The organism is Vallitalea sediminicola (assembly GCF_054408565.1).
The window spans coordinates 76,107-96,106 of sequence record NZ_BTPT01000014.1 but is presented as its reverse complement, the minus strand read 5'-3'; the positions used below and the strand labels follow the sequence as shown (position 1 = coordinate 96,106).

Below are 20,000 nucleotides of genomic sequence, written 5' to 3'. Positions count from 1 at the left end.
TTTATTCTTATACTAATTAAATTTCCATGTTTTCTTTTATCTTTTTATTAATTTCTTGGTCAGAGAATTTCTTGCATTGCAATATGGTATTTTTTATCGCTTTTGCGTCTGAACTACCATGGGTTTTAACAACTAACCCTTCTAACCCAAGTAATGGAGCTCCTCCATACTCAGTATAATCAAAGCTTTTTTTGAAATTTCTCAATGCTGGTTTTAATAAAACTGTCCCAATTTTAGATCTAAAATTTTGTAGTAAATACTTCTTGAGCATACTAAACATAGTTAAAGCAAACCCCTCAGTATACTTTAGAATTATATTACCAACAAATGCGTCACAAACAAGTATATCAGCTTTACCTTCAGGTATTTCTCTAGCTTCAATATTACCAATAAAATTAATATCTTCATTTTTTAGTAATGCATAAGTCTCTTTTACTAAGTTATTGCCTTTAGATTCCTCTTCACCAATATTAATTAGAGCAACTCTAGGATTCTTCACTCCTAATACATTCTCAAAATAAATAGAACCCATTTTAGCATATTGAACTAAATAACTTGCTTTAGAATCTACATTCGCACCACAGTCTATTAATAATGATACACCTTCTTTATGAGGGATAAGCGGGGCAAGAGCGGGTCTTTCAATACCTTTAATTCTTCCTACTATAAAAGTTCCTCCAGCTAGTATTGCACCAGTACTACCAGCAGAAACAAAAGCATTTGCTTTTTTTTCTTTTACTAGATTAAGACCTTTCACTAATGAAGAATCTTTCTTCCTTCGTATAGCCATAACAGGAGATTCGCAAGTATCAATAGTTTCTTTCGCATCCACTACCTCTAGTTGTTCTTTATTATATGTGTACTTAGCAAGTTGTTCATTTATGATAATATTATTACCAACTAAATAAACCTTTATGTTACTATCATCATTAATTGATTCTATACAACCTTTTATTATTTCATTTGGAGCATTATCGCCACCCATTGCATCTACCGCAACAGTTATCATTTTTTGCATCATTACACCCTCTAATCTACATTCTAAAAATACTATACTAAATTTTCACCATATTTTCAATATATTTTTTAAAATTTTTAGAATAGCTTATAGTAATTGAGGCAATAGCAATTGAAATAATTAAAGGCAGCATACGCTGCCTTCTAATTATTCAGTTTCAATAACTACTTTATTCTTGTATGTTCCACATGACTTACAAACTCTATGAGGCATAATTAATTCCCCACATTTACTGCATTTAACTAAGTTAGGAGCAGTTAATTTCCAGTTAGCTCTACGCTTATCTCTTCTAGCTTGTGATGATTTTCTTTTTGGTACTGCCATATTGACACCTCCTTAAAACTCTTTAAATAAATCTTTGAATACTGCTAATCTAGGATCGATATCACTGTTATCACAGTTACATGTAACCTTATTAAGATTAGCTCCACATTGATTGCAAATGCCTTTACATGTATCACTACATAATATTTTCATAGGTAAATCAATGATTAATTCATTTAAAGCTAATTTCTCTAAATCAAGATTATATCCATCAATATACTGAACTTTTTCTTCGTTAACATCATCAAAATTGATGTCTTTAGAAAAATTAGTTTCGATCTTATAATCTACTTCTTCCATGCATCTATCACAAGGAATCTTAAGTGTTCCTTTAACTAAACCCTTTAAATTAACTTTTCTATGACTAAGATTTGTTATCTCTAAGTCAATATAGATAAGGTCAACTATTCGGTAAGTAATTCCACCAAAATTAAATTGTTTGATGCTTACATCAGTAGATATTTTTTTATTCATCCCATCATTGGATAATAAATCAGTTAAATTAAACTTCATATCAACACCCCAATCATAATTTATTTTGAAAGGGAAACGTATAAAATAACCACATGTAATTATACATATCAATTATACTTTTGTCAACATTTTTAACAAAATTATGGTAGAATATGCATTAATTCAATTTTTAACTAAACAAGTCTTGCAGTTTCTCTAGCAATTGTCATTTCTTCATCTGTAGGAATTACTACTGTCTTAACTTTAGCATCTTTTGTTGATATATCTTTTTCTACGCCTCTACATTTATTAGCTTCTTTATCAATTTCAACTCCTAAGAATGTAAGGTATGAACAGATTTCTTCTCTTACCTCTGCATTGTTTTCACCAAGACCAGCAGTAAATGCTATAGCATCAATTCCATTCATCGCAGCTGCATAAGCACCAACATATTTTGCAACTCTATAAGAGAATACATTCATTGTAAGTTCTGCTCTTTTGTCACCTTTTTCTATAGCATTTTCTAAATCTCTAAAATCACTTGATATTTCTGAAATACCAAGAACACCTGATTTTTTATTTAAGATAGTATTAATTTCATCAATTGATAATCCTTCTTTATCAGCTAAAAATTGTACGATAGCTGGGTCCATATCTCCTGATCTTGTTCCCATTACTAATCCTTCTAATGGTGTAAGTCCCATACTAGTATCTATTGATTTTCCTCCATCAACAGCACAAACACTAGCACCATTACCTAAGTGACAAACTACTATTTTCATATCTTTAATATCTTTACCTAAGAAATCAGCAGTTCTATTAGATACGTATTTATGAGATGTACCATGGAAACCATATCTTCTTAATTTGTATTTTCTATAATATTCATATGGTAATGCATATAAATATGTTTTTGCAGGCATTGTTTGATGGAAAGCAGTATCAAATACCCCTACCATTGGAACATTAGGCATAATTTGCTTGCATGCATCTATACCGATTAAATTAGCTGGATTATGTAAAGGAGCTAAATCAGAACACTTCTTAACAGCCGCTATTACATCACTATTAATTACTGTTGAACTTGCAAATTCTTCTCCACCATGTACAATTCTATGTCCAACTGCATTAATTTCATCCATGCTCTTAATTACACCATGATCTTCTGAAACTAAAGCATCAATAACATATTTAACCGCATCTTTATGACTTGGCATATCCCCTTCAATTATTATAGTATCTCTACCAATTTTAGTATGTTTAATTCTTGAACCATCAATTCCAATTCTTTCACAAATACCTTTTGCCAATACTTCTTCATTCTCCATACTTATCAATTGGTACTTAAGTGATGAGCTACCACAATTTAATACTAATATATTCAACTTAACAATCTCCTTTTAATGTAATTTTTTATTTTTATTATTATAGTGATGCTTGTACTGCTGTAATAGCAACTACTCCTACGATATCATCTGCAGTACACCCTCTAGATAAATCATTAACAGGTTTTGCAATCCCTTGTGTAATAGGTCCGTAAGCTTCAGCCTTAGCTAATCTTTGAGTAAGTTTATATCCGATATTTCCAGAATCAAGATCAGGGAATACGAGTACATTAACATTCCCAGCAACTTCACTACCTGGTGCTTTAGAAGCTCCAACACTTGGTACGATAGCAGCATCCAATTGGAATTCTCCATCTAATTTAACATTTGGATTTTGTTCTTTTGCTAATTTTACAGCTTGAGTTACTTTATCAACATCAGCATGTTTTGCACTTCCCATTGTTGAGTGTGATAACATACCTACTACAGGCTCTACTTGTACTAAATCTTCAAATGATTTAGCTGAGCTAAGTGCTATAGCTGCTAATTCTTCTGAGTTAGGATTTTGATTTAATCCAGAATCTGCGAATAAGAAAGTTCCATTTGCACCATATTCACAATTAGGTACTACCATAACAAAGAATGCAGAAACCAATTTAGTACCTGGAGCTGTTTTTAATATTTGTAGTGATGGTCTTAATACATTTGCTGTTGCATTCACTGCTCCAGCAACCATACCATCAGCCATACCTTCTTTTACCATCATGACACCTAAATATAATGGGTCATTTTTCAATAATTCTTCTGCTTTTTCTTCAGTCATACCTTTATTTTTACGAAGTTCTACTAAATCGTTAACGTATTTATCCATCTTCTCGAATGAATCAGGATCAACAAAAATAGCTTTTGAAATATCCAATCCCTCTGCGACTTTTTCTATTTCTCCTTTATTACCAATAAGAACTACATTTGCTATTTCTTCATCAAGAATTTTTGCTGTAGCCTCTACTGTTCTTCTTTCTAATGATTCAGGTAATACAATTGTTTGATTTAAATTTTTTGCTCTGTTTTTAATGTTGTTTATAAAACTCAATTTAATAAACTCCTTTCAGTTCTCTAACTAAAATATTATCTACCTTACCCTATTATAATATTATTGTTCATTGTATACAATATGTTTTTTGTGTTTTTTTAAGTTTTTTTGTTTTTTTTCTAAAAAACTAATCATAATTAACTTAATTAGATGAACTGATTTGTAATATATCCTTCCACAAACATGCCATAAATATTAGAATATATATTTTCTCCATTAGACTTGATTTAACACATATTTTACTTTAATATTAAAATGAGTACTAAATAAGTTGGATTAAATAATTAACTAATCATAATTTGGAGTGCTCTTATTATTAAATTAAGTAGGTGATATTAACATGAGTACAGTAGGTATTATTGCAGAATATAATCCATTCCATAATGGTCATTCTTATCAATTACAACAAGCAAAGACAATCACTGGAGCAAAACATTGTGTTGTCATTATGAGTGGTAATTTTGTTCAAAGAGGCGAACCCTCCATAGTGAATAAATGGACTAGAACTAGGATGGCACTTTTAAATGGTGCCGATCTTGTAATTGAATTGCCAGTTCATTTTTCTACTTCCAGTGCTGAATTCTTTTCCTTTGCCTCGGTAAAATTATTAAATGATCTTGGTATCATTGATAATTTATGCTTTGGGAGTGAACTCGGTAATAGTTATGAATTAGGAAAAATAGCATCAATATTATGCAACGAACCAATTCACTTCAAAGAAAATTTAAGTATGTACTTAAAAAAAGGATTTAGTTTTGCCACAGCCCGTTCTAATGCCTTGACAGATTATCTGACCGACAACCATATATTAGATATATCCAAAGATGAAATAACCTCAATAATTAAATCCCCAAATAATATATTGGGTATAGAATATATGAAATCATTACTAAAATTAAATAGCGATATAAAACCTTATACTATCAAAAGAGTAGGTGCTTCATATCATGGAGATAATATCAGTGATAATTTATCTTCTGCTTCAGCTATGAGAAAAGTATTGAAAAAAACACCAAACGACCTAAATATGCTTATTAGACATATGCCCTCTTCAGCTTATGAACTAATGGAAACATCAATTAAAAATCAAGAAGGTCCCATATTTTTTGATGATTGTTCCTCATTGATTAATTATAAATTAAAAGTTTCAACTAAAGCTCAGATGGAAAATTGTATTGATGTCAGTGAAGGAATTGAAAATAGATTTAAGAAGGCTGTTATCAATTATAGTTCAATAAGTGATATTATTGGTTACACACGTACTAGAAGATACCCCATTTCTAGAATACAAAGAACATTACTTCACATTCTATTATCTCTTCACAAAGAGGATTTTTGGAAATTTGTAGATACGGGATTTGCACAATATGTAAAAATACTTGGTTTCAGAAAAGATAGTAGTGAGTTATTGAAATCATTAAAGAATAATTGTAATCTACCAATTATCTCTAATGTCAAAGATAGTATCAATACCCTTAATGATACAGGACTTAAAATGTTGAAAGATGAAATTAAGTGCAGTGATATCTATAATATCATTGTTGGTGATAAATATGGTAAATCTTCTAAAAATGATTATAGTCATCCCTTAATAATAATATGAAATTGCTACTTTTTTATTCTAAATATTATATATTGTAAATATACTTGTATTAATAATAAGCTATAAAAGGTATATATGAAAACAAAAAAAATATCAAAAAGTTTTATAATAAATATTTCGCTAATAATACTATTAATAACCATTCTAATACTTCCAAAAACTTCTATGGAAGCCGCTAAAAACGGTCTTTTATTATGGTTTGATGTTATAATACCAACTTTGTTCCCCTTTATTCTTTTATCTAATTTGATAATTAATACTAATATAATTAATTATATAAATTATATATTTACCGGGGTAATGTCTAGATTATTTCATTTACCTGGAGTTGCTGGATATGCTTTAATTACAGGATTATTGTCTGGTTATCCAGTAGGCGCTAAGATTACGGCTGACTTGCTGAATAAAAAGGCTATAACCCTAACTCAAGCGCAGTATATGTTAACATTTTGTAATAATGCAAGCCCTATGTTTATAATTGGATTCATAGCTACAGGTTTGCTGGATAATTCCCGTATTGGTATTTTTATGTTGATAACTATATATCTAGCTAACTTAATAAATGCTTTTATTTATAGAATCATATATGGGAAAGATCTACCAGCAATAAAAAACTCAACATCAAAATCAAAAGTAAATCAATCAATTAATTTTTCTCTTTTTGATGATTGTATAATGAATGCAATAAGTCTTGTAGTAAAAATAGGAGGTTATATAATATTCTTTTCAATAATACTAAATTGTTTTTATCTTATTCCAATAAAAGATAGTATAATAAAAAATTTTTTATTCAGTTTAATTGAACTGTCCAATGGTTCTAAGATACTAGTAGGTTGTAACTCTTCCATTCAAGTTACTTTTGTTTTGTTATGTACCTTAGTATCTTTTGGTTCTTTCTCTGTTCATGCTCAAACAGCAAGTGTATTAACTAACACTAAATTAAATATAAATAAATATATTTTATCCAAAATAATAAATGCTGTAATAACATTTATTACAGCACTCTTAATAACTCCACTATTAAAATAACCACATACTATGTACTTTTTTTCTTCACTTTTCTATTTTGAAGATCTTGCCGATTTTCAATTAATGTTTCTAACTGTATTTTCATGAATTCTTCTAATTGTTCATATACTTTATGTGTTTCAAATAATGTTTCTTTTGTAGATTCTTCAATCTTACCAATTATTTCATCTGCATATTCATATGCACCTAGTTTAAGTTCTCTTGAAGTATTTTTTGCTTCTGTAAGGATAATTTCTGCTTCTGAATAAGCTTGTTGCATTATTTCATGCTCGTTGATTAGTTCCATCATCTTATTTTCAGTTTCTTTTTCAACATTTTCAGCACTCTTCTTAGCATCCAAAATAATTTTTTCTTTTTCACTTATTACTCTTTGACAACGTTTTATTTCCTCTGGTAATTTTAATCTCATATCAGTCATTAACTCGTAAATGACTTCTGGATTCACCATTATTTTATTAGAAAAAGGCACTTTACTACAACTTTCAAAATAATCTTCCATTTCGTTTATTAAATCCATTATACTGCTCATTTTACATACCCCCTCTTATATAAATCATGATTATTTGTCTTTAAATTTTTTATTCATATAAACAGCTGTTTCCTGTGGAACCATTTTGCTTATATCACCACCATACATAGCAACTTCTTTCACAATACTAGCACTCAAAAAAGAATATTCTACTCTGGTAATCAAGCATATTGTTTCTATATTATTATCAAGACTATAATTGGTCTGCGCAATCTGCAGCTCATATTCAAAGTCAGATACCGCTCTAAAACCTCTTACAATAATTGTAGCGTGTTTTTCCTTCAAAAAATCTACCAAGAGCCCAGAAAAACTATCAACTTCTACATTTTCCATATCTTTTGTTAATTTTTTTAATAACTCTACTCTTTCTTCATTTGAAAACAAAGGTTGTTTAGAATTATTTTTCAAAACTCCAACTATAAGCTTATCAACTAGTCTAGCACTTCTTTTTATTATATCTAAATGTCCATTAGTTGCAGGATCAAAACTTCCTGGATATACTGCAATTCTCACTATTAGACCACTCCTTAAAAAATAATTTCTAACTTACTTAGTGATTATGTTTAATAAATGTAAATTTGTTAGTTCTAAAAAGTTTTTCATTAATTATATGATATTTCGTTCCATCAATAAAATCAAATGCTGTACCTATAGAACTTTCACATATTATCATACCATCTTTGTCAAGTAAATCATTTTGCTCTATTAGGGAAATCACTTTGCTCTCCCAACCTTGATCATAAGGAGGATCCATAAAAATTATATCAAATTTATCTTTATTAACATAAATTTTATCAAGAGCCTTCAATACATCAATTCTATAAATCAGAGCCATATCACTTAATTTGGTGTTGTCCAAATTCTCTTGAATACATTTCAGTGAATCAATACTCTTTTCAACGAAAACTGTCCTTTTAGCACCTCTGCTGAGAGCTTCTATCCCAATAGCTCCACTTCCACTAAATAAATCTAAAAATTCACTATCATATACATCTACATTAATTATATTAAACAACGTTTCTTTTGTTCGATCCGTAGTTGGTCTAACATCTAAACCTATCGGAGTTATTAAATTAATTCTTCTTGCTTTTCCTGATATTACTCTCATATGTAATCCTTCCTAATTATATAATAGCGCTAACAAAAGAGGCTACACCTCATTCCCCAAAGGGGATTTTCCTATAAGATAAAAAAAGTTACACATTATTATTTTAACCCATTAACAATAATTGTCAATAAGTATTATGTCTTAATCAAAAATTTATTGCAATAAATAAAACAAAAAGATGAGCACTAGCCCATCTTTCATATATTGTACATTAATATTAAATATCTCTTATTATTGACCCATTAAACTTTGTTCAGCTTTTTCAATCATTTTTTTAACCATGTATCCACCAACTGAACCATTTTGATATGATGTTAAGTCACCATTATATCCTTGTTTTAAAGGTACTCCTATTTCGCTTGCTACCTCATATTTAAATTTTGATAATGCTTCTCTTGCTTCTGGAACTACGTTTTTAGCCATTACTAGACCCTCCAATTCTTACAATGTAATTTTTTTTATACGCCTCTTCGAAGAGTTGTTTAATTAGGTTACGATATTATTATGTGTATATTTAATAATAATACACTAGCAAATATTGTTTTAAAATCTAATCTTTTCTAGTAATTAATGCATTAACCATAATTATGCATTTTTGATAAATTATAGAATTATAAAGATATCTGTTCTATTCTTTTTGTGAAGTATTTTTTCATTTTATCATTTAGATGTTTATATTCATCTGACTCCAATATCTTATCTTTAGATAATATTTGTTTTGCTAATAGATTTGCTTCTTTTAGAATGTCAATATCTCTAAATATATCTCCTATAATAAACTCGGGCAGTCCATGTTGTTTTAACCCAAATACATCACCCGGACCTCTTAATTTCAGATCATATTCAGATATAACGAAACCATCCGTATGCTTACACATGATATCCATTCTTTTTTTCGTTATACTATTTTTGGAATCAGTAATAAGTATACAGTATGATTTATACTTTCCTCTACCTACTCTACCTCTCAATTGATGCAAACCAGCTAATCCGAATCTTTCAGCATTTTCAATAATCATTAATGTAGCATTAGGAACATTTACTCCTACCTCTATTACAGTAGTAGAAACCAAAATGTCAATCTGATTATTGCCAAATCTTTCCATTATATCATTTTTTTCTTTTGCTTTCATTTTCCCATGTATATATTCCACTCTTATTTTATTGTCAATTTTTTCTTTTATCTTTTCAGTATATGAAATGACAGATTCTAGTTCTAGTGTTTCAGATTCTTCAACCATAGGACAGATAATATAAACTTGTCTACCATTACTAATTTCTCCTTCTATAAAAGAATATATACGCTCTCTATAAGAAGTATTAACTGTATAAGTTTCTATTTTTTGCCTGCCTGGAGGCATTTCATCAATAATTGAAACATCCATATCTGAGTATACTATAAGTGCAAGTGTTCTTGGTATCGGTGTTGCACTCATTACAAGTATGTGGGGTGAATTACCCTTGTTTGATAAATTTTCTCTTTGCTTCACACCAAACCTATGTTGCTCATCAGTAATTGCTAATGCTAAATTTTTAAATTCAACTTTTTCTTGTATCAGAGCATGTGTACCAATTAATATACCAATTTCACCATTTTTTAAGTTTTTATAAATTTCATCTTTTTGTTTTTTAGTCATGGAACCTACTAAAAGCTCAACCTTTACACCCATAGGATTAAGCAACTCAGTTATTGAATTATAATGTTGTTTGGCTAATACCTCCGTAGGTGCCATCATGCATGCTTGGTAATTATTATCTGCTATATACAATAGTGCTAAAGCAGCTACTATCGTTTTTCCTGAACCAACATCACCTTGTACAAGTCTATTCATCGTTTTATTAGATTTCAACTCATTCTTTATCTCAGACCATACTTTTTGTTGAGCACCTGTAAGACTATATGGTAATGATTCAAGTAATTTACTTTCATTAGGAATATCTTTTATCCTAAATCCATTAATTACGTCATTTGTATGTTCTTTAATTAAATTAAGCCCTAAAGCAAATAATAGGAATTCATCAAAAACAAGCCTTTTTCTAGCTACCTCTAGTGATTCATAGTTATCCGGATTATGAATCTGTCTGATAGAATAGTTATATTCAGCTAGATTATATTTTACCCTAATTTCATCAGGTAAGAATTCTTTTAATTGATTTTCAGTGTAGTTGATGGCCTGTTGTATGATACTGGTTATAAAGTTCATTGATATATCTTTTATAAGGGGATAAATAGGCTCTAAATGATTAATACTTTCGCTGTATTTATTAATCTCTATTATTGATGGAGAGCTCATCTGAACTATATTGTATTTATATTGAATTTTACCCTTAAAAACATATTTAGCTCCTATTTTCAATTTATTCTTAAGATAGGGCATAGAAAACCATATCGCAAATATTTCACCTGTATTATCCCTTATTTTAGTTTTAGTCAATACCATATTTCTTTTCCTGATATTTTGAGTTGGAAAACATATTGTTCCTTCAATGACATTGATTTCATCCATCTTGATATCTGATATTTTAGTTATAGGCATATTTCTTTCATAATCTCTTGGATAATAATCTAATAAATTACCTACAGTTTTTATCCCCATTTTATTTAATAAACTACTTTTCTTTTCTCCTATACCTTTTAAAACAACAACAGGTAAATTAGTATTCATAAAAGCCACCCTTTAATCTTTTTAATAAATTTCTATAGTAAAACTAAAAGCTAAAGAATTATATTCTTTAGCTAGGATAATTAATGCAATATTTATATTAATTCTACTCTACTGATAAAATATAATAATATAAAGGTTGACCACCGTAATGCACTTCAACATCACAATCTTCAAATCTCTCTTCAATATATTTTCCAAAATTATCTGCTACATTTTCGTCAACATCTTGACCATAATAAATAATAACTAATTCACTATCGTCATTGACTAACTGTTGCACCAACTCTTTGGCAGCAGTATCTAGCTCTTTTTCTACAGTGAGTATTTTATCATTACCTATCCCTAGTATATCTCCTTCTCTAATCTCTTTCTCATCTATACTAGTATCTCTAACAGCAAACGTAAGCTGACCAGTTGATACATCAGTCATTGAGTCTTCCATATTTTTTATGTTATCATCAACACTATTTTCATGTTCATAGCTAATCATCGCTGATATACCTTGAGGGATTGATTTTGAAGGGATAACTATTACATTTTTATCTTCACATAATTCGCTTGCTTGTTTAGCAGCTAATATAATATTTTTATTATTAGGAAGAACAAATACATTATCAGCATTAACCTGTTTTATGGCATTTAATACATCCTCTGTACTAGGATTCATTGTCTGTCCACCTTGGATAATATAATCTACACCTAGACTATTAAAAATATCCTTTAATCCATCACCGATGGATACGGCTACAAAGCCAACTTCTTTCCTAGGTTCATTAGAAATCTTTTCAGTATTTGAACTTACAGTATCTTGTTGTGAAATTACTTTTGATGTATGTTGCTGTCTCATATTATCAATTTTCAAATTCACTAATTCTCCTAGTTCCAACGCTTTTTGAATTGCAAGTCCAGGGTCATTAGTATGTACATGAACTTTAATAATATCGTCATACCCTGCTACAACTATAGAATCACCAATAGTTTCTAAATAATCTCTAAAAACAAAACTATCTTCTTCCGTAGTGTCTGAGTTATTAACATTTATAATAAATTCTGTGCAATAACCGAATTTTATATCTTCTGTTGATATTTTTGCTAGATTAGAATTATCTATTTCGACATCTGTATCAATATCAGTGACTATATCAAAATCTAATTCTTCTCCTGCTTGAAGTGACATGAACGCACCTTCAAAAACATATACTAGACCTTGACCACCTGCGTCAACCACACCAGCTTGTTTTAATACATCTAGCATATCTGGTGTCTTTTCAAGAACTTCTTTCGCATAGTTGATACTTTCTCTAATAACAAATTCAATATCATTAGAATCAATTGCCAGCATAGCCGCTCTTTCTGCAGTCTCTCTTGCAACAGTTAATATAGTACCCTCTTTTGGTTTCATAACTGCTCTATATGCTGTTTCAACGCCTTTTTGGAAAGCTTTAGCAAGTATTAGAGTATCTATTTTATCATGTTCTGAAATTACCTTAGCAAAACCTCTAAGTAACTGAGATAAAATAACTCCTGAATTTCCTCTAGCTCCTCTTAAAGAACCTGAGGAAATAGCCTTAGCTACCTCTTTCATATTATTATAATTAGAATTACTTACTTCTTTAGCTGCTGATAATATTGTCAAAGACATGTTTGTACCTGTATCTCCATCAGGAACTGGAAAAACATTTAATTTATCTACATAAGCTTTCTTAGATTCTAAATGTTTAGCTCCAGAAACAAACATTTTCTTTAAAGTACTTGAATCAATATATTCTATAGCCACAACTTTTCCTCCTTAATATAATACTTTCATAAGGCTTAATCAACTCTAACGCCTTCTACAAAGATATTAATCTTTCCAACATCCATTCCAGTGAATTTTTCGATTTTATATTTTACAGTACTAATTAAATTATCTGCAACTGCCCTTATATTAATTCCATATTCAATAATTACATGAAAATCTATTGTAATAATATTACTTTCAATCTCAACTTTTATACCTTTTGTTAAACTTTCTCTCTTAAGCAATCTAACAAAACCGTTAGTTACATTTATTGAAGCCATACCAACTATCCCATAGCATTCAATAGCTGTTAATCCAGCAACTTTTGCTATTACTTCATTATCAATGGTGATATCACCAATATTCGTTCCAAATCTCCCAGTCATAAAACAAACCTCCTTTTTTTATTATATATTTTAATCTCCCTTATTAATCGTCATAAAGTATTTTTCATAGTTAAATAATAATCCAACAACATGCTTTCACATAATATAATTGTTGATTAATCTATTAATTAAATCACTAAGCATTATACCATTTTTTATACTATTATTACAATATTTTTTTCTTTTCTTTAAATAATTATAATCTAATGCTTGCATTATGTCCACTTTTTTGTTAAAATTGTTTTGTTGTAAACATGTACGTAGATTAAGGAGGTGCAAGTATGGCTAAGTGTGATATTTGTGATAAAGGCGTATCTTTTGGAATTCAAGTAAGCCATTCCCATAAAAGAGCTAACAAAATGTGGAAACCTAATATTAGAAGAGTTAGAGCAATTGTTAACGGTCAACCAAAAAGACTTAATGTTTGTTCTAAGTGTTTAAAATCTGGTGCGGTAGAACGTGCATAAAACAATCCCCATTCGGGGATTATTTTTTTGTATTTTAACATTTTAGCAACCAAATACCTATACATAAACTTGTAAGTGAAAGAATGACACCTACAGCTCCTTTAGGTAATATAGATATTAAAAGCATTCCTAAAGATATAGATACTAATATGACTCCTATCAATTTAGTTCGGAAGCACATTTCTTTCACCATACATTATTTATTATTACATTATATGTTTAACATACCCATTTGATAACTAATACTCTATAGAACTTCTAAATTATATTTTAAAACATAAAATGTTTTTTTCAATTTAATCTCTTGAACGAATCACTATTAAAATACCATCATCAATACTGACTATAGCCTTGTCGTTAATAAATTCATTACTAATACCTATTGAAATCCCTTGTTTCATAGTATAGCCATTTAATTCATACTTTAATCCCTTAGTGGATACCCCTGTAACTGTATTGGTTAAAGGCATCAAAGATATGTATTTATAATCATTTTTATGAAAACAAGTACTTTTATCAATAAGACTGATAATATTATTATTATTTATAATTCTGCATTTGACTCTTTTTTTAAGGGGTATCATCATAATATGAAGATTAGCTAGAGTATGATCAATTCTAGTACCGATTCCACCAAATAAATCAATATGGGTACTACCCATATTGATTGATTCAATTATTGCTAGATGAGTATCTGTTTCATCTTTTTCAGCAATAAATTTATTCACTTTTATTTTTGGATTATTAGTTAATTGATTAATAACTACAGGACTAATTGAATCAAAATCTCCAACTATTAGATTAGGTTGTATCTGAGCATTGAATAAATATTCAGATCCTTTGTCTACACCTATTATATAATCATATTCGTTACAAGCAATAAAACTTTTTAAAAAAGTTAAATTGACAGTTCCCCCTGTAACAATTAATGTTTTCATATCTAATTCTCACAAACCTCTCTAAAATCTTTGATTGTTTTTTCTATATTTTCTGACTTATATATTGCTGAACCCGCAACGATTACATTTGCTCCTGCATTAACTACTTTTTTTACGTTATCTAGTGATATTCCTCCATCCACTTCAATATCGCATTTCAATCCTCTACCACAAATAACATCTTTTATTGCACTAATTTTGTGTAGTGAAGACTCTATGAATTTTTGTCCTCCGAAACCTGGGTTTACAGACATAAGCAAAACCATATCAAGTTCATCAATAACATATTCTAGAGCACTAATAGGGGTAGCAGGATTTAACGATACTGCTGCCTTTAGACCATAGCTCTTTATCAGAGAAACAGTACTATGTAGATGCTTACAAGCTTCAGCATGTACTGTTATTATATCCGCTCCTGCTTCTTTAAAGTCTTCTATATACCTACTAGGTTCTTCAATCATTAAATGTACATCAAATACTTTATCAGTATAATCCCTTACACTTTTAATAATAGGTACACCAAATGAAATATTAGGAACAAATGAGCCATCCATAACATCAATGTGTACATAGTCACATCCTGCTTCATCAATTTTCTTAATATCACGTCCCAAATTCGCAAAATCTGCTGCTAAGATTGAAGGTGCTATCTTTATCATTTTACCATCTCCTAATATCTTTTAATTCATCATATAATAATTTATAACTTTCATATCTAAGTTTACTTATTTCACCGTTTTCTAATGCATCTTTCACTGCACAATTAGGTTCACTTATATGACTACACCCATAGAATTTACAGCTATCTTCATATCTTTTAAACTCAATAAAATAATTTTTGAGATCATCTTTTTCAATTTCATCAATATACAGAGAACTAAAACCAGGTGTATCTACAACATAGCTATCTTTATCAAAAGCTAATAGGGTTGCATGTCTGGTAGTATGTTTACCTCTTTTAATCTTTTCACTAACTTCGCCCGTTTCAAGCATCTCCACTGATTGAATGAGGTTAAGTATAGATGATTTCCCTACACCTGAAGGTCCAGCAAATACCGTAGTTTTATCATATAATATATTCCTGAGGGGTGATATTCCTATGTCTTTAGTTGCACTGGTTAAAAGCACATCATACCCTGTATCTTTGTATATTTTTCTTATCTCCTCTAAATCTTCATCAGACATAGTATCGACTTTATTAAAACATATGACTACATGTATTTCTTCTCTCTCGGCCATTATCAAAAATTTATCCAGTAGATTAAAGTTAGGTTTTGGATTCTCAACTGCAAAGACTATAACAACTTGATCAATATTAGCAACTGTAGGTCTAACCAAACTGTTTTTCCTAGGTAAAATTTCCAAGACATTACCTTTCATGTCTTCATTCTCAAGTACATCAATCTTCACATTATCACCAATTAGAGGCTTTATTTTCTTATTTCTGAATATACCTCTAGCTTTACATTCATATATACCTTTTTCAGGTACATGTATATAATAAAATCCTGCTATTCCTTTAATGATTTTACCTATCATTAATTAGCCTCCTCTTTTTTAAAAACAAAAGGATTTTCATATTGGTACACATCATTCAGATAAATTTTAATAACTGCATCTCCCTCTCCGGAAACCATAATTGACACAGGAAACTCTTCACTTTTTACTAACTTGTTAAATACAATACTCTCCTTACCATTGCTAACAAGAATCGCTTTAACTTGACCTTCTGTTTGATTAATATCAAATAAATCATTAACTTGTTCTGTATGGGTTATAAGGGCTTTTTTACCTAAACTAACTGCAATATCAATGACATAGTTTTCTTTAACTTCGTCACCAGGATCAACAGTTTGACTAATGATTATACCTTTTGCTACTGTGTTGTGATTTATTCGTGTTATATTCCCTAACTCCAAGTTTTTTTCACTTAACTTGTTTCTAGCCTGTTGTTCTGTTGAACCTTTTAAATCAGGTACAATAGCCATTTTTTCTTCCTTGCCTTTACTTACATAAATAGTAACTACCTCACCTTTTTTTAGGTTAGTTCCTACTTCTGGATATTGTCTAATAACAATCCCTAAAGGTATGGAATCATGATATTCTCTTTCTATTTTATAAGTTAAACTTCTGCCTTGTATAATACTCTGTGCAGTTGTAAATTTAATACTTAAAACATCCGGAACAAGAAAAGTTTCTATTCCTTTACTAACTGTTAAACTTACAATTTGATTTTTTTTTGCTACTGTATTTTTTTCTGGACTTTGTTTAATGATTTCATCTACATCATAAGTATCATCATAGGTTCTTTCAGTAATATCAACCGTTAAATGTTTATCATCTAATAATTCTTTTGCCTCAGGAAGCAACATACCCTGTACATCAGGTATTAATACTTCTACTGGCTGTAATCTATCTTTTATACTATTAAACACAAAAAACGAAACTATTGATACTAAAATAATAGCAGATATTACTCCTAGAAAAACTACAACCCTTTCAAGAGTTGATTTTTTCTCAGTAACAACATCATTCTCTTTTTCTTTCCATATCTTTTTCATATCATTGTCAGACATAAAAAGAGTAGGTGAATCATCAAGTATTTTAATATCAACAAAATCATCTTCTGGTGATATATTCGCTTTTTTTAGATCTCCCATTAACTCATCTGCGCTAGAATATCTGAATTCAGTTTTCTTTAAAGTTGCTTTAATTATTATTGATTCTAGGCATTTAGTTATATTAGGATTTTTTTCTCTTGGACTTGGTAAATCTTCATTTATATGAAGAAGCGCTACTGAAACCGGACTTTCAGCTTGATAAGGTAATGTTCCTGTAGCCATTTCATACATAGTGATACCTAGAGAGTACAAATCACTTTTCTCGTCGCAAAAGCCACCTCTGGCTTGTTCTGGAGAAATATAGTGAACTGAACCACTTGCATTAGTAGGGGCTACAATAGTTTTATCTGTAGCTACTCTAGCAATACCAAAATCAGCTACTTTTACATTACCATCTTTTGTGATGATAATATTTTGTGGCTTGATGTCCCTATGTATAATATGATTTTCATGTGCATGTTCTAACGCTGAAGCAATAGATGCAGCAATTTTTATAGTCTCAGCATCAGATAAAGGCGCATTGTTCTTAATATACTCTTTTAGGGTTATTCCATCTAGTAATTCCATTACTATATAATAAATATTTTTATCATTTCCTACATCATATATATTAACAATATTGTGATGTGATAAACTAGCTGCAGATTGAGCTTCTACTTTAAATCTTCTAACAAATTCTTCGTCTAAGCAAAATTCATCTCTCAAAACTTTTACTGCTACATATCTCTCTAGTTTATTACATTTAGCTTTATAGACTATAGACATACCGCCTGAACCAACTTTTTCAATTATTTCATATCTACCACTTAAAATTACTCCTGGCTGCAACATACCATGTCACCTCATTCCCCTTTTATTAATACAGCTGCTATATTATCAGTTCCTCCATTATGAAGAGCGAGTTTTATCAATTCATCAAGCTTTTCTTCAAGTTTTTTATTAGAACCAACTACTTGGAGAATTGTATCATCTTCTAACATATTGGTCAAACCATCTGAACACATTAGGATAAATTCCTCACTAGTTATGTTCAAAGTAAATATATCACATTTTACAGTTTCATCAGCACCAACAGCTCTAGTAATAATATTTTTATTTGGGTGATTTTTACCTTGACCTCTTGATAGTTTACCACATTTAATCATTTCTTCCACTAATGAATGGTCTTCTGTAATTTGATTGATAGCATTATTAATTAGATATAATCTACTATCACCTACATTAGCAACATATAATTTCTCATCTTCTACCGAACAAACAATAAATGTTGTTCCCATACCAGAATAATTCTCATCTGCTAATGATTTATTATAGATTAATTCATTTATGTAATTTATTCCATTAATGAAAGCATCTGAAATATGTGCGTATTCACTAGTCTTAACATAACTAACAAATTCTTCAACAGCACACATTGAAGCATACTCTCCTGCTTTATGTCCTCCCATCCCATCAGCAATTATATATAGATTAGGAAGATTTCCAATTTTTTCATTAGAAATGTAAAAACTATCTTGATTTATATTTCTTATTTTCCCCTTATGTGTTTTTCCTATAGCTTTCATATAACCTCCTATAGTATTACCATTATAATAAATTTAATTATACTTCCTTGTTTTCATTTTTGGTGTAACTTCTTCTAAGCTGTCCACAAGCTGCATCAATGTCGCTTCCCAATTCACGTCTTATCGTAGTAGGTATTTTATGTTTTTCTAATATATTTTTAAATGCAATAATAGTCTCTCTCTTACTATGTCTATAATTTCTTTCTTCTACTTGATTAATTGGTATTAGATTAACATGGCATAAAATTCCTTTTAATACTTTGGATAATTCTCTAGCACAATATATTGAATCATTAACACCATCTACCAAACTATATTCAAATGTAATTCTTCTCTTAGTCTTCTTAACGTAATCTTTACATGCTTCAATTAATAAACTATAGCCATACACCTCTGCAATGGGCATCATTTTTTTTCTTACGGAATTGTTAGGAGCATGTAATGAGATTGCTAAAGTAATCTTAAAGTTCTCATCAGCCAATTCATATATCTTTTCTATGATTCCACATGTAGATACAGTAATGTTTCTTTGACTAATATTCATGCCTTCTTCCGAGTTAATGATTTTAATAAATTTAACAAGAACATCATAATTATCTAAAGGTTCACCAGTACCCATGATCACTATATTAGATATCCTCTTACCACTTATTCTGTTCATTTCATATACTTGTCCTAGCATCTCAGAAACTGTTAAATGTCTTTTTAATCCACCAATGGTGGATGCACAGAATTTACATCCCATCCTACATCCTACTTGAGAAGATATACATACTGAGTTCCCATGCTTATAAGACATTAGAACACTTTCAACAACATGATGGTCATGCAATTCAAACAAATACTTTATTGTTCCATCTTTTGACTCTAGTTTTTTAACTTCATGAAGTGTTGCTATATTACACGTTGCAGCTAATTTATCTTGTAAAGCCTTAGATATATTAGTCATTTCTGCAAAAGATGCTACTCTTTTTTCATGTAGCCACCCATATATCTGTTTAGCTCTAAATTTCTTCTCTCCCATTTTATCCATAAATTCTATTAATTCATCTATGGACATTGATAAAATATCAATCTTATTGTTCAAAATCTACT

General features: G+C 29.7%; 21 protein-coding genes. 3 read left to right on the top strand and 18 right to left on the bottom strand.

Features of this window, described 5'->3' with window-relative positions:
* Positions 1-16: 16 nt before the first annotated feature.
* The 5 genes from plsX to pta form a co-directional block, all read right to left on the bottom strand.
* The gene (gene plsX / locus ACX6CF_RS06580) at positions 17-1,018 is read right to left on the bottom strand and encodes a phosphate acyltransferase PlsX (RefSeq protein ID WP_458784512.1); all 1,002 of its coding nucleotides are present in this window, start codon (positions 1,016-1,018) and stop codon (positions 17-19) included.
* A gap of 147 nt (positions 1,019-1,165) precedes the next feature.
* The gene (gene rpmF, locus ACX6CF_RS06575) at positions 1,166-1,342 is read right to left on the bottom strand and encodes a 50S ribosomal protein L32 (protein WP_458784511.1); all 177 of its coding nucleotides are present in this window, start codon (positions 1,340-1,342) and stop codon (positions 1,166-1,168) included.
* A 12-nt stretch (positions 1,343-1,354) separates the two neighbouring features.
* Positions 1,355-1,855: a YceD family protein gene (locus tag ACX6CF_RS06570; protein WP_458784510.1), complete on the bottom strand. Its 501-nt coding sequence runs from the start codon at positions 1,853-1,855 to the stop codon at positions 1,355-1,357.
* A gap of 134 nt (positions 1,856-1,989) precedes the next feature.
* Positions 1,990-3,180, bottom strand: a complete 1,191-nt coding sequence (locus ACX6CF_RS06565; protein WP_458784509.1) for an acetate/propionate family kinase — start codon at positions 3,178-3,180, stop codon at positions 1,990-1,992.
* Between the two features lie 40 nt (positions 3,181-3,220).
* Complete coding sequence (pta, locus tag ACX6CF_RS06560) at positions 3,221-4,213, bottom strand: phosphate acetyltransferase (protein WP_458784508.1); 993 nt, start codon at positions 4,211-4,213, stop codon at positions 3,221-3,223.
* 340 nt (positions 4,214-4,553) lie between these two features.
* Here pta and ACX6CF_RS06555 point away from each other — a divergent pair, with 340 nt between their 5' ends.
* Both ACX6CF_RS06555 and ACX6CF_RS06550 read left to right on the top strand, forming a co-directional pair.
* Positions 4,554-5,816 carry a nucleotidyltransferase gene (locus tag ACX6CF_RS06555; protein ID WP_458784507.1) on the top strand — a complete coding sequence of 421 codons (1,263 nt, stop codon included), beginning with the start codon at positions 4,554-4,556 and terminating at the stop codon, positions 5,814-5,816.
* 75 nt (positions 5,817-5,891) lie between these two features.
* Positions 5,892-6,845, top strand: coding sequence for a hypothetical protein (locus ACX6CF_RS06550; protein ID WP_458784506.1), 954 nt, complete (start codon positions 5,892-5,894; stop codon positions 6,843-6,845).
* A 7-nt stretch (positions 6,846-6,852) separates the two neighbouring features.
* Here ACX6CF_RS06550 and ACX6CF_RS06545 read toward each other — a convergent pair whose 3' ends face one another.
* The 7 genes from ACX6CF_RS06545 to ACX6CF_RS06515 form a co-directional block, all read right to left on the bottom strand.
* Positions 6,853-7,374, bottom strand: a complete 522-nt coding sequence (locus ACX6CF_RS06545; protein WP_458784505.1) for a hypothetical protein — start codon at positions 7,372-7,374, stop codon at positions 6,853-6,855.
* Between the two features lie 30 nt (positions 7,375-7,404).
* The gene (gene coaD, locus ACX6CF_RS06540; RefSeq protein ID WP_458784504.1) at positions 7,405-7,887 is read right to left on the bottom strand and encodes a pantetheine-phosphate adenylyltransferase; all 483 of its coding nucleotides are present in this window, start codon (positions 7,885-7,887) and stop codon (positions 7,405-7,407) included.
* 37 nt (positions 7,888-7,924) lie between these two features.
* Complete coding sequence (gene rsmD / locus ACX6CF_RS06535; RefSeq protein WP_458784503.1) at positions 7,925-8,482, bottom strand: 16S rRNA (guanine(966)-N(2))-methyltransferase RsmD; 558 nt, start codon at positions 8,480-8,482, stop codon at positions 7,925-7,927.
* Positions 8,483-8,713: 231 nt separating this feature from the next.
* Positions 8,714-8,905, bottom strand: a complete 192-nt coding sequence (locus ACX6CF_RS06530) for a small, acid-soluble spore protein, alpha/beta type (protein WP_458784502.1) — start codon at positions 8,903-8,905, stop codon at positions 8,714-8,716.
* Between the two features lie 188 nt (positions 8,906-9,093).
* Entirely contained in the window at positions 9,094-11,148 is a 2,055-nt protein-coding gene (gene recG, locus ACX6CF_RS06525; RefSeq protein WP_458784501.1) for an ATP-dependent DNA helicase RecG, read from the bottom strand.
* Between the two features lie 103 nt (positions 11,149-11,251).
* The gene (locus ACX6CF_RS06520) at positions 11,252-12,925 is read right to left on the bottom strand and encodes a DAK2 domain-containing protein (RefSeq protein ID WP_458784500.1); all 1,674 of its coding nucleotides are present in this window, start codon (positions 12,923-12,925) and stop codon (positions 11,252-11,254) included.
* A 35-nt stretch (positions 12,926-12,960) separates the two neighbouring features.
* Positions 12,961-13,314 carry an Asp23/Gls24 family envelope stress response protein gene (locus tag ACX6CF_RS06515; protein WP_458784499.1) on the bottom strand — a complete coding sequence of 118 codons (354 nt, stop codon included), beginning with the start codon at positions 13,312-13,314 and terminating at the stop codon, positions 12,961-12,963.
* A 281-nt stretch (positions 13,315-13,595) separates the two neighbouring features.
* Between ACX6CF_RS06515 and rpmB the strand changes: the two genes are divergently transcribed.
* The gene (rpmB, locus tag ACX6CF_RS06510; protein WP_113674750.1) at positions 13,596-13,781 is read left to right on the top strand and encodes a 50S ribosomal protein L28; all 186 of its coding nucleotides are present in this window, start codon (positions 13,596-13,598) and stop codon (positions 13,779-13,781) included.
* Between the two features lie 296 nt (positions 13,782-14,077).
* On the opposite strand, the gene ACX6CF_RS06505 is transcribed toward rpmB, so the two are convergent.
* Genes ACX6CF_RS06505 through rlmN form a run of 6 tightly spaced genes read right to left on the bottom strand, consistent with a single transcriptional unit; the run spans position 14,078 to position 19,995 of the window.
* Positions 14,078-14,719, bottom strand: a complete 642-nt coding sequence (locus ACX6CF_RS06505; RefSeq protein WP_458784498.1) for a thiamine diphosphokinase — start codon at positions 14,717-14,719, stop codon at positions 14,078-14,080.
* A gap of 2 nt (positions 14,720-14,721) precedes the next feature.
* Positions 14,722-15,378 carry a ribulose-phosphate 3-epimerase gene (gene rpe, locus ACX6CF_RS06500; protein WP_458784497.1) on the bottom strand — a complete coding sequence of 219 codons (657 nt, stop codon included), beginning with the start codon at positions 15,376-15,378 and terminating at the stop codon, positions 14,722-14,724.
* 1 nt (position 15,379) lies between these two features.
* On the bottom strand, positions 15,380-16,258 hold the full coding sequence (gene rsgA, locus ACX6CF_RS06495) for a ribosome small subunit-dependent GTPase A (RefSeq protein WP_458784496.1): 879 nt from the start codon (positions 16,256-16,258) through the stop codon (positions 15,380-15,382).
* Complete coding sequence (gene pknB, locus ACX6CF_RS06490; RefSeq protein WP_458784495.1) at positions 16,258-18,171, bottom strand: Stk1 family PASTA domain-containing Ser/Thr kinase; 1,914 nt, start codon at positions 18,169-18,171, stop codon at positions 16,258-16,260. The genes rsgA and pknB overlap by 1 nt, the downstream gene beginning before the upstream one ends.
* A gap of 11 nt (positions 18,172-18,182) precedes the next feature.
* Positions 18,183-18,905 (bottom strand): Stp1/IreP family PP2C-type Ser/Thr phosphatase, encoded by a 723-nt coding sequence (locus ACX6CF_RS06485; protein ID WP_458784494.1) that lies wholly within the window; start codon positions 18,903-18,905, stop codon positions 18,183-18,185.
* A 37-nt stretch (positions 18,906-18,942) separates the two neighbouring features.
* Complete coding sequence (rlmN, locus tag ACX6CF_RS06480; protein ID WP_458784617.1) at positions 18,943-19,995, bottom strand: 23S rRNA (adenine(2503)-C(2))-methyltransferase RlmN; 1,053 nt, start codon at positions 19,993-19,995, stop codon at positions 18,943-18,945.
* Between the last annotated feature and the right edge of the window lie 5 nt (positions 19,996-20,000).

Bases quoted from the DNA above. Each gene is read 5' to 3' on its own strand.
- rsgA (WP_458784496.1), bottom strand. From the start codon at position 16,258: ATGATAGGTAAAATCATTAAAGGAATAGCAGGATTTTATTATATACAT.
- ACX6CF_RS06555 (WP_458784507.1), top strand. From the start codon at position 4,554: ATGAGTACAGTAGGTATTATTGCAGAATATAATCCATTCCATAATGGT.
- ACX6CF_RS06515 (WP_458784499.1), bottom strand. From the start codon at position 13,314: ATGACTGGGAGATTTGGAACGAATATTGGTGATATCACCATTGATAAT.
- recG (WP_458784501.1), bottom strand. From the start codon at position 11,148: ATGAATACTAATTTACCTGTTGTTGTTTTAAAAGGTATAGGAGAAAAG.
- ACX6CF_RS06530 (WP_458784502.1), bottom strand. From the start codon at position 8,905: ATGGCTAAAAACGTAGTTCCAGAAGCAAGAGAAGCATTATCAAAATTT.
- rpmB (WP_113674750.1), top strand. From the start codon at position 13,596: ATGGCTAAGTGTGATATTTGTGATAAAGGCGTATCTTTTGGAATTCAA.
- rsmD (WP_458784503.1), bottom strand. From the start codon at position 8,482: ATGAGAGTAATATCAGGAAAAGCAAGAAGAATTAATTTAATAACTCCG.
- ACX6CF_RS06550 (WP_458784506.1), top strand. From the start codon at position 5,892: ATGAAAACAAAAAAAATATCAAAAAGTTTTATAATAAATATTTCGCTA.
- ACX6CF_RS06570 (WP_458784510.1), bottom strand. From the start codon at position 1,855: ATGAAGTTTAATTTAACTGATTTATTATCCAATGATGGGATGAATAAA.
- ACX6CF_RS06485 (WP_458784494.1), bottom strand. From the start codon at position 18,905: ATGAAAGCTATAGGAAAAACACATAAGGGGAAAATAAGAAATATAAAT.
- rpe (WP_458784497.1), bottom strand. From the start codon at position 15,378: ATGATAAAGATAGCACCTTCAATCTTAGCAGCAGATTTTGCGAATTTG.
- rpmF (WP_458784511.1), bottom strand. From the start codon at position 1,342: ATGGCAGTACCAAAAAGAAAATCATCACAAGCTAGAAGAGATAAGCGT.
- pknB (WP_458784495.1), bottom strand. From the start codon at position 18,171: ATGTTGCAGCCAGGAGTAATTTTAAGTGGTAGATATGAAATAATTGAA.
- plsX (WP_458784512.1), bottom strand. From the start codon at position 1,018: ATGCAAAAAATGATAACTGTTGCGGTAGATGCAATGGGTGGCGATAAT.
- ACX6CF_RS06545 (WP_458784505.1), bottom strand. From the start codon at position 7,374: ATGAGCAGTATAATGGATTTAATAAACGAAATGGAAGATTATTTTGAA.
- ACX6CF_RS06505 (WP_458784498.1), bottom strand. From the start codon at position 14,719: ATGAAAACATTAATTGTTACAGGGGGAACTGTCAATTTAACTTTTTTA.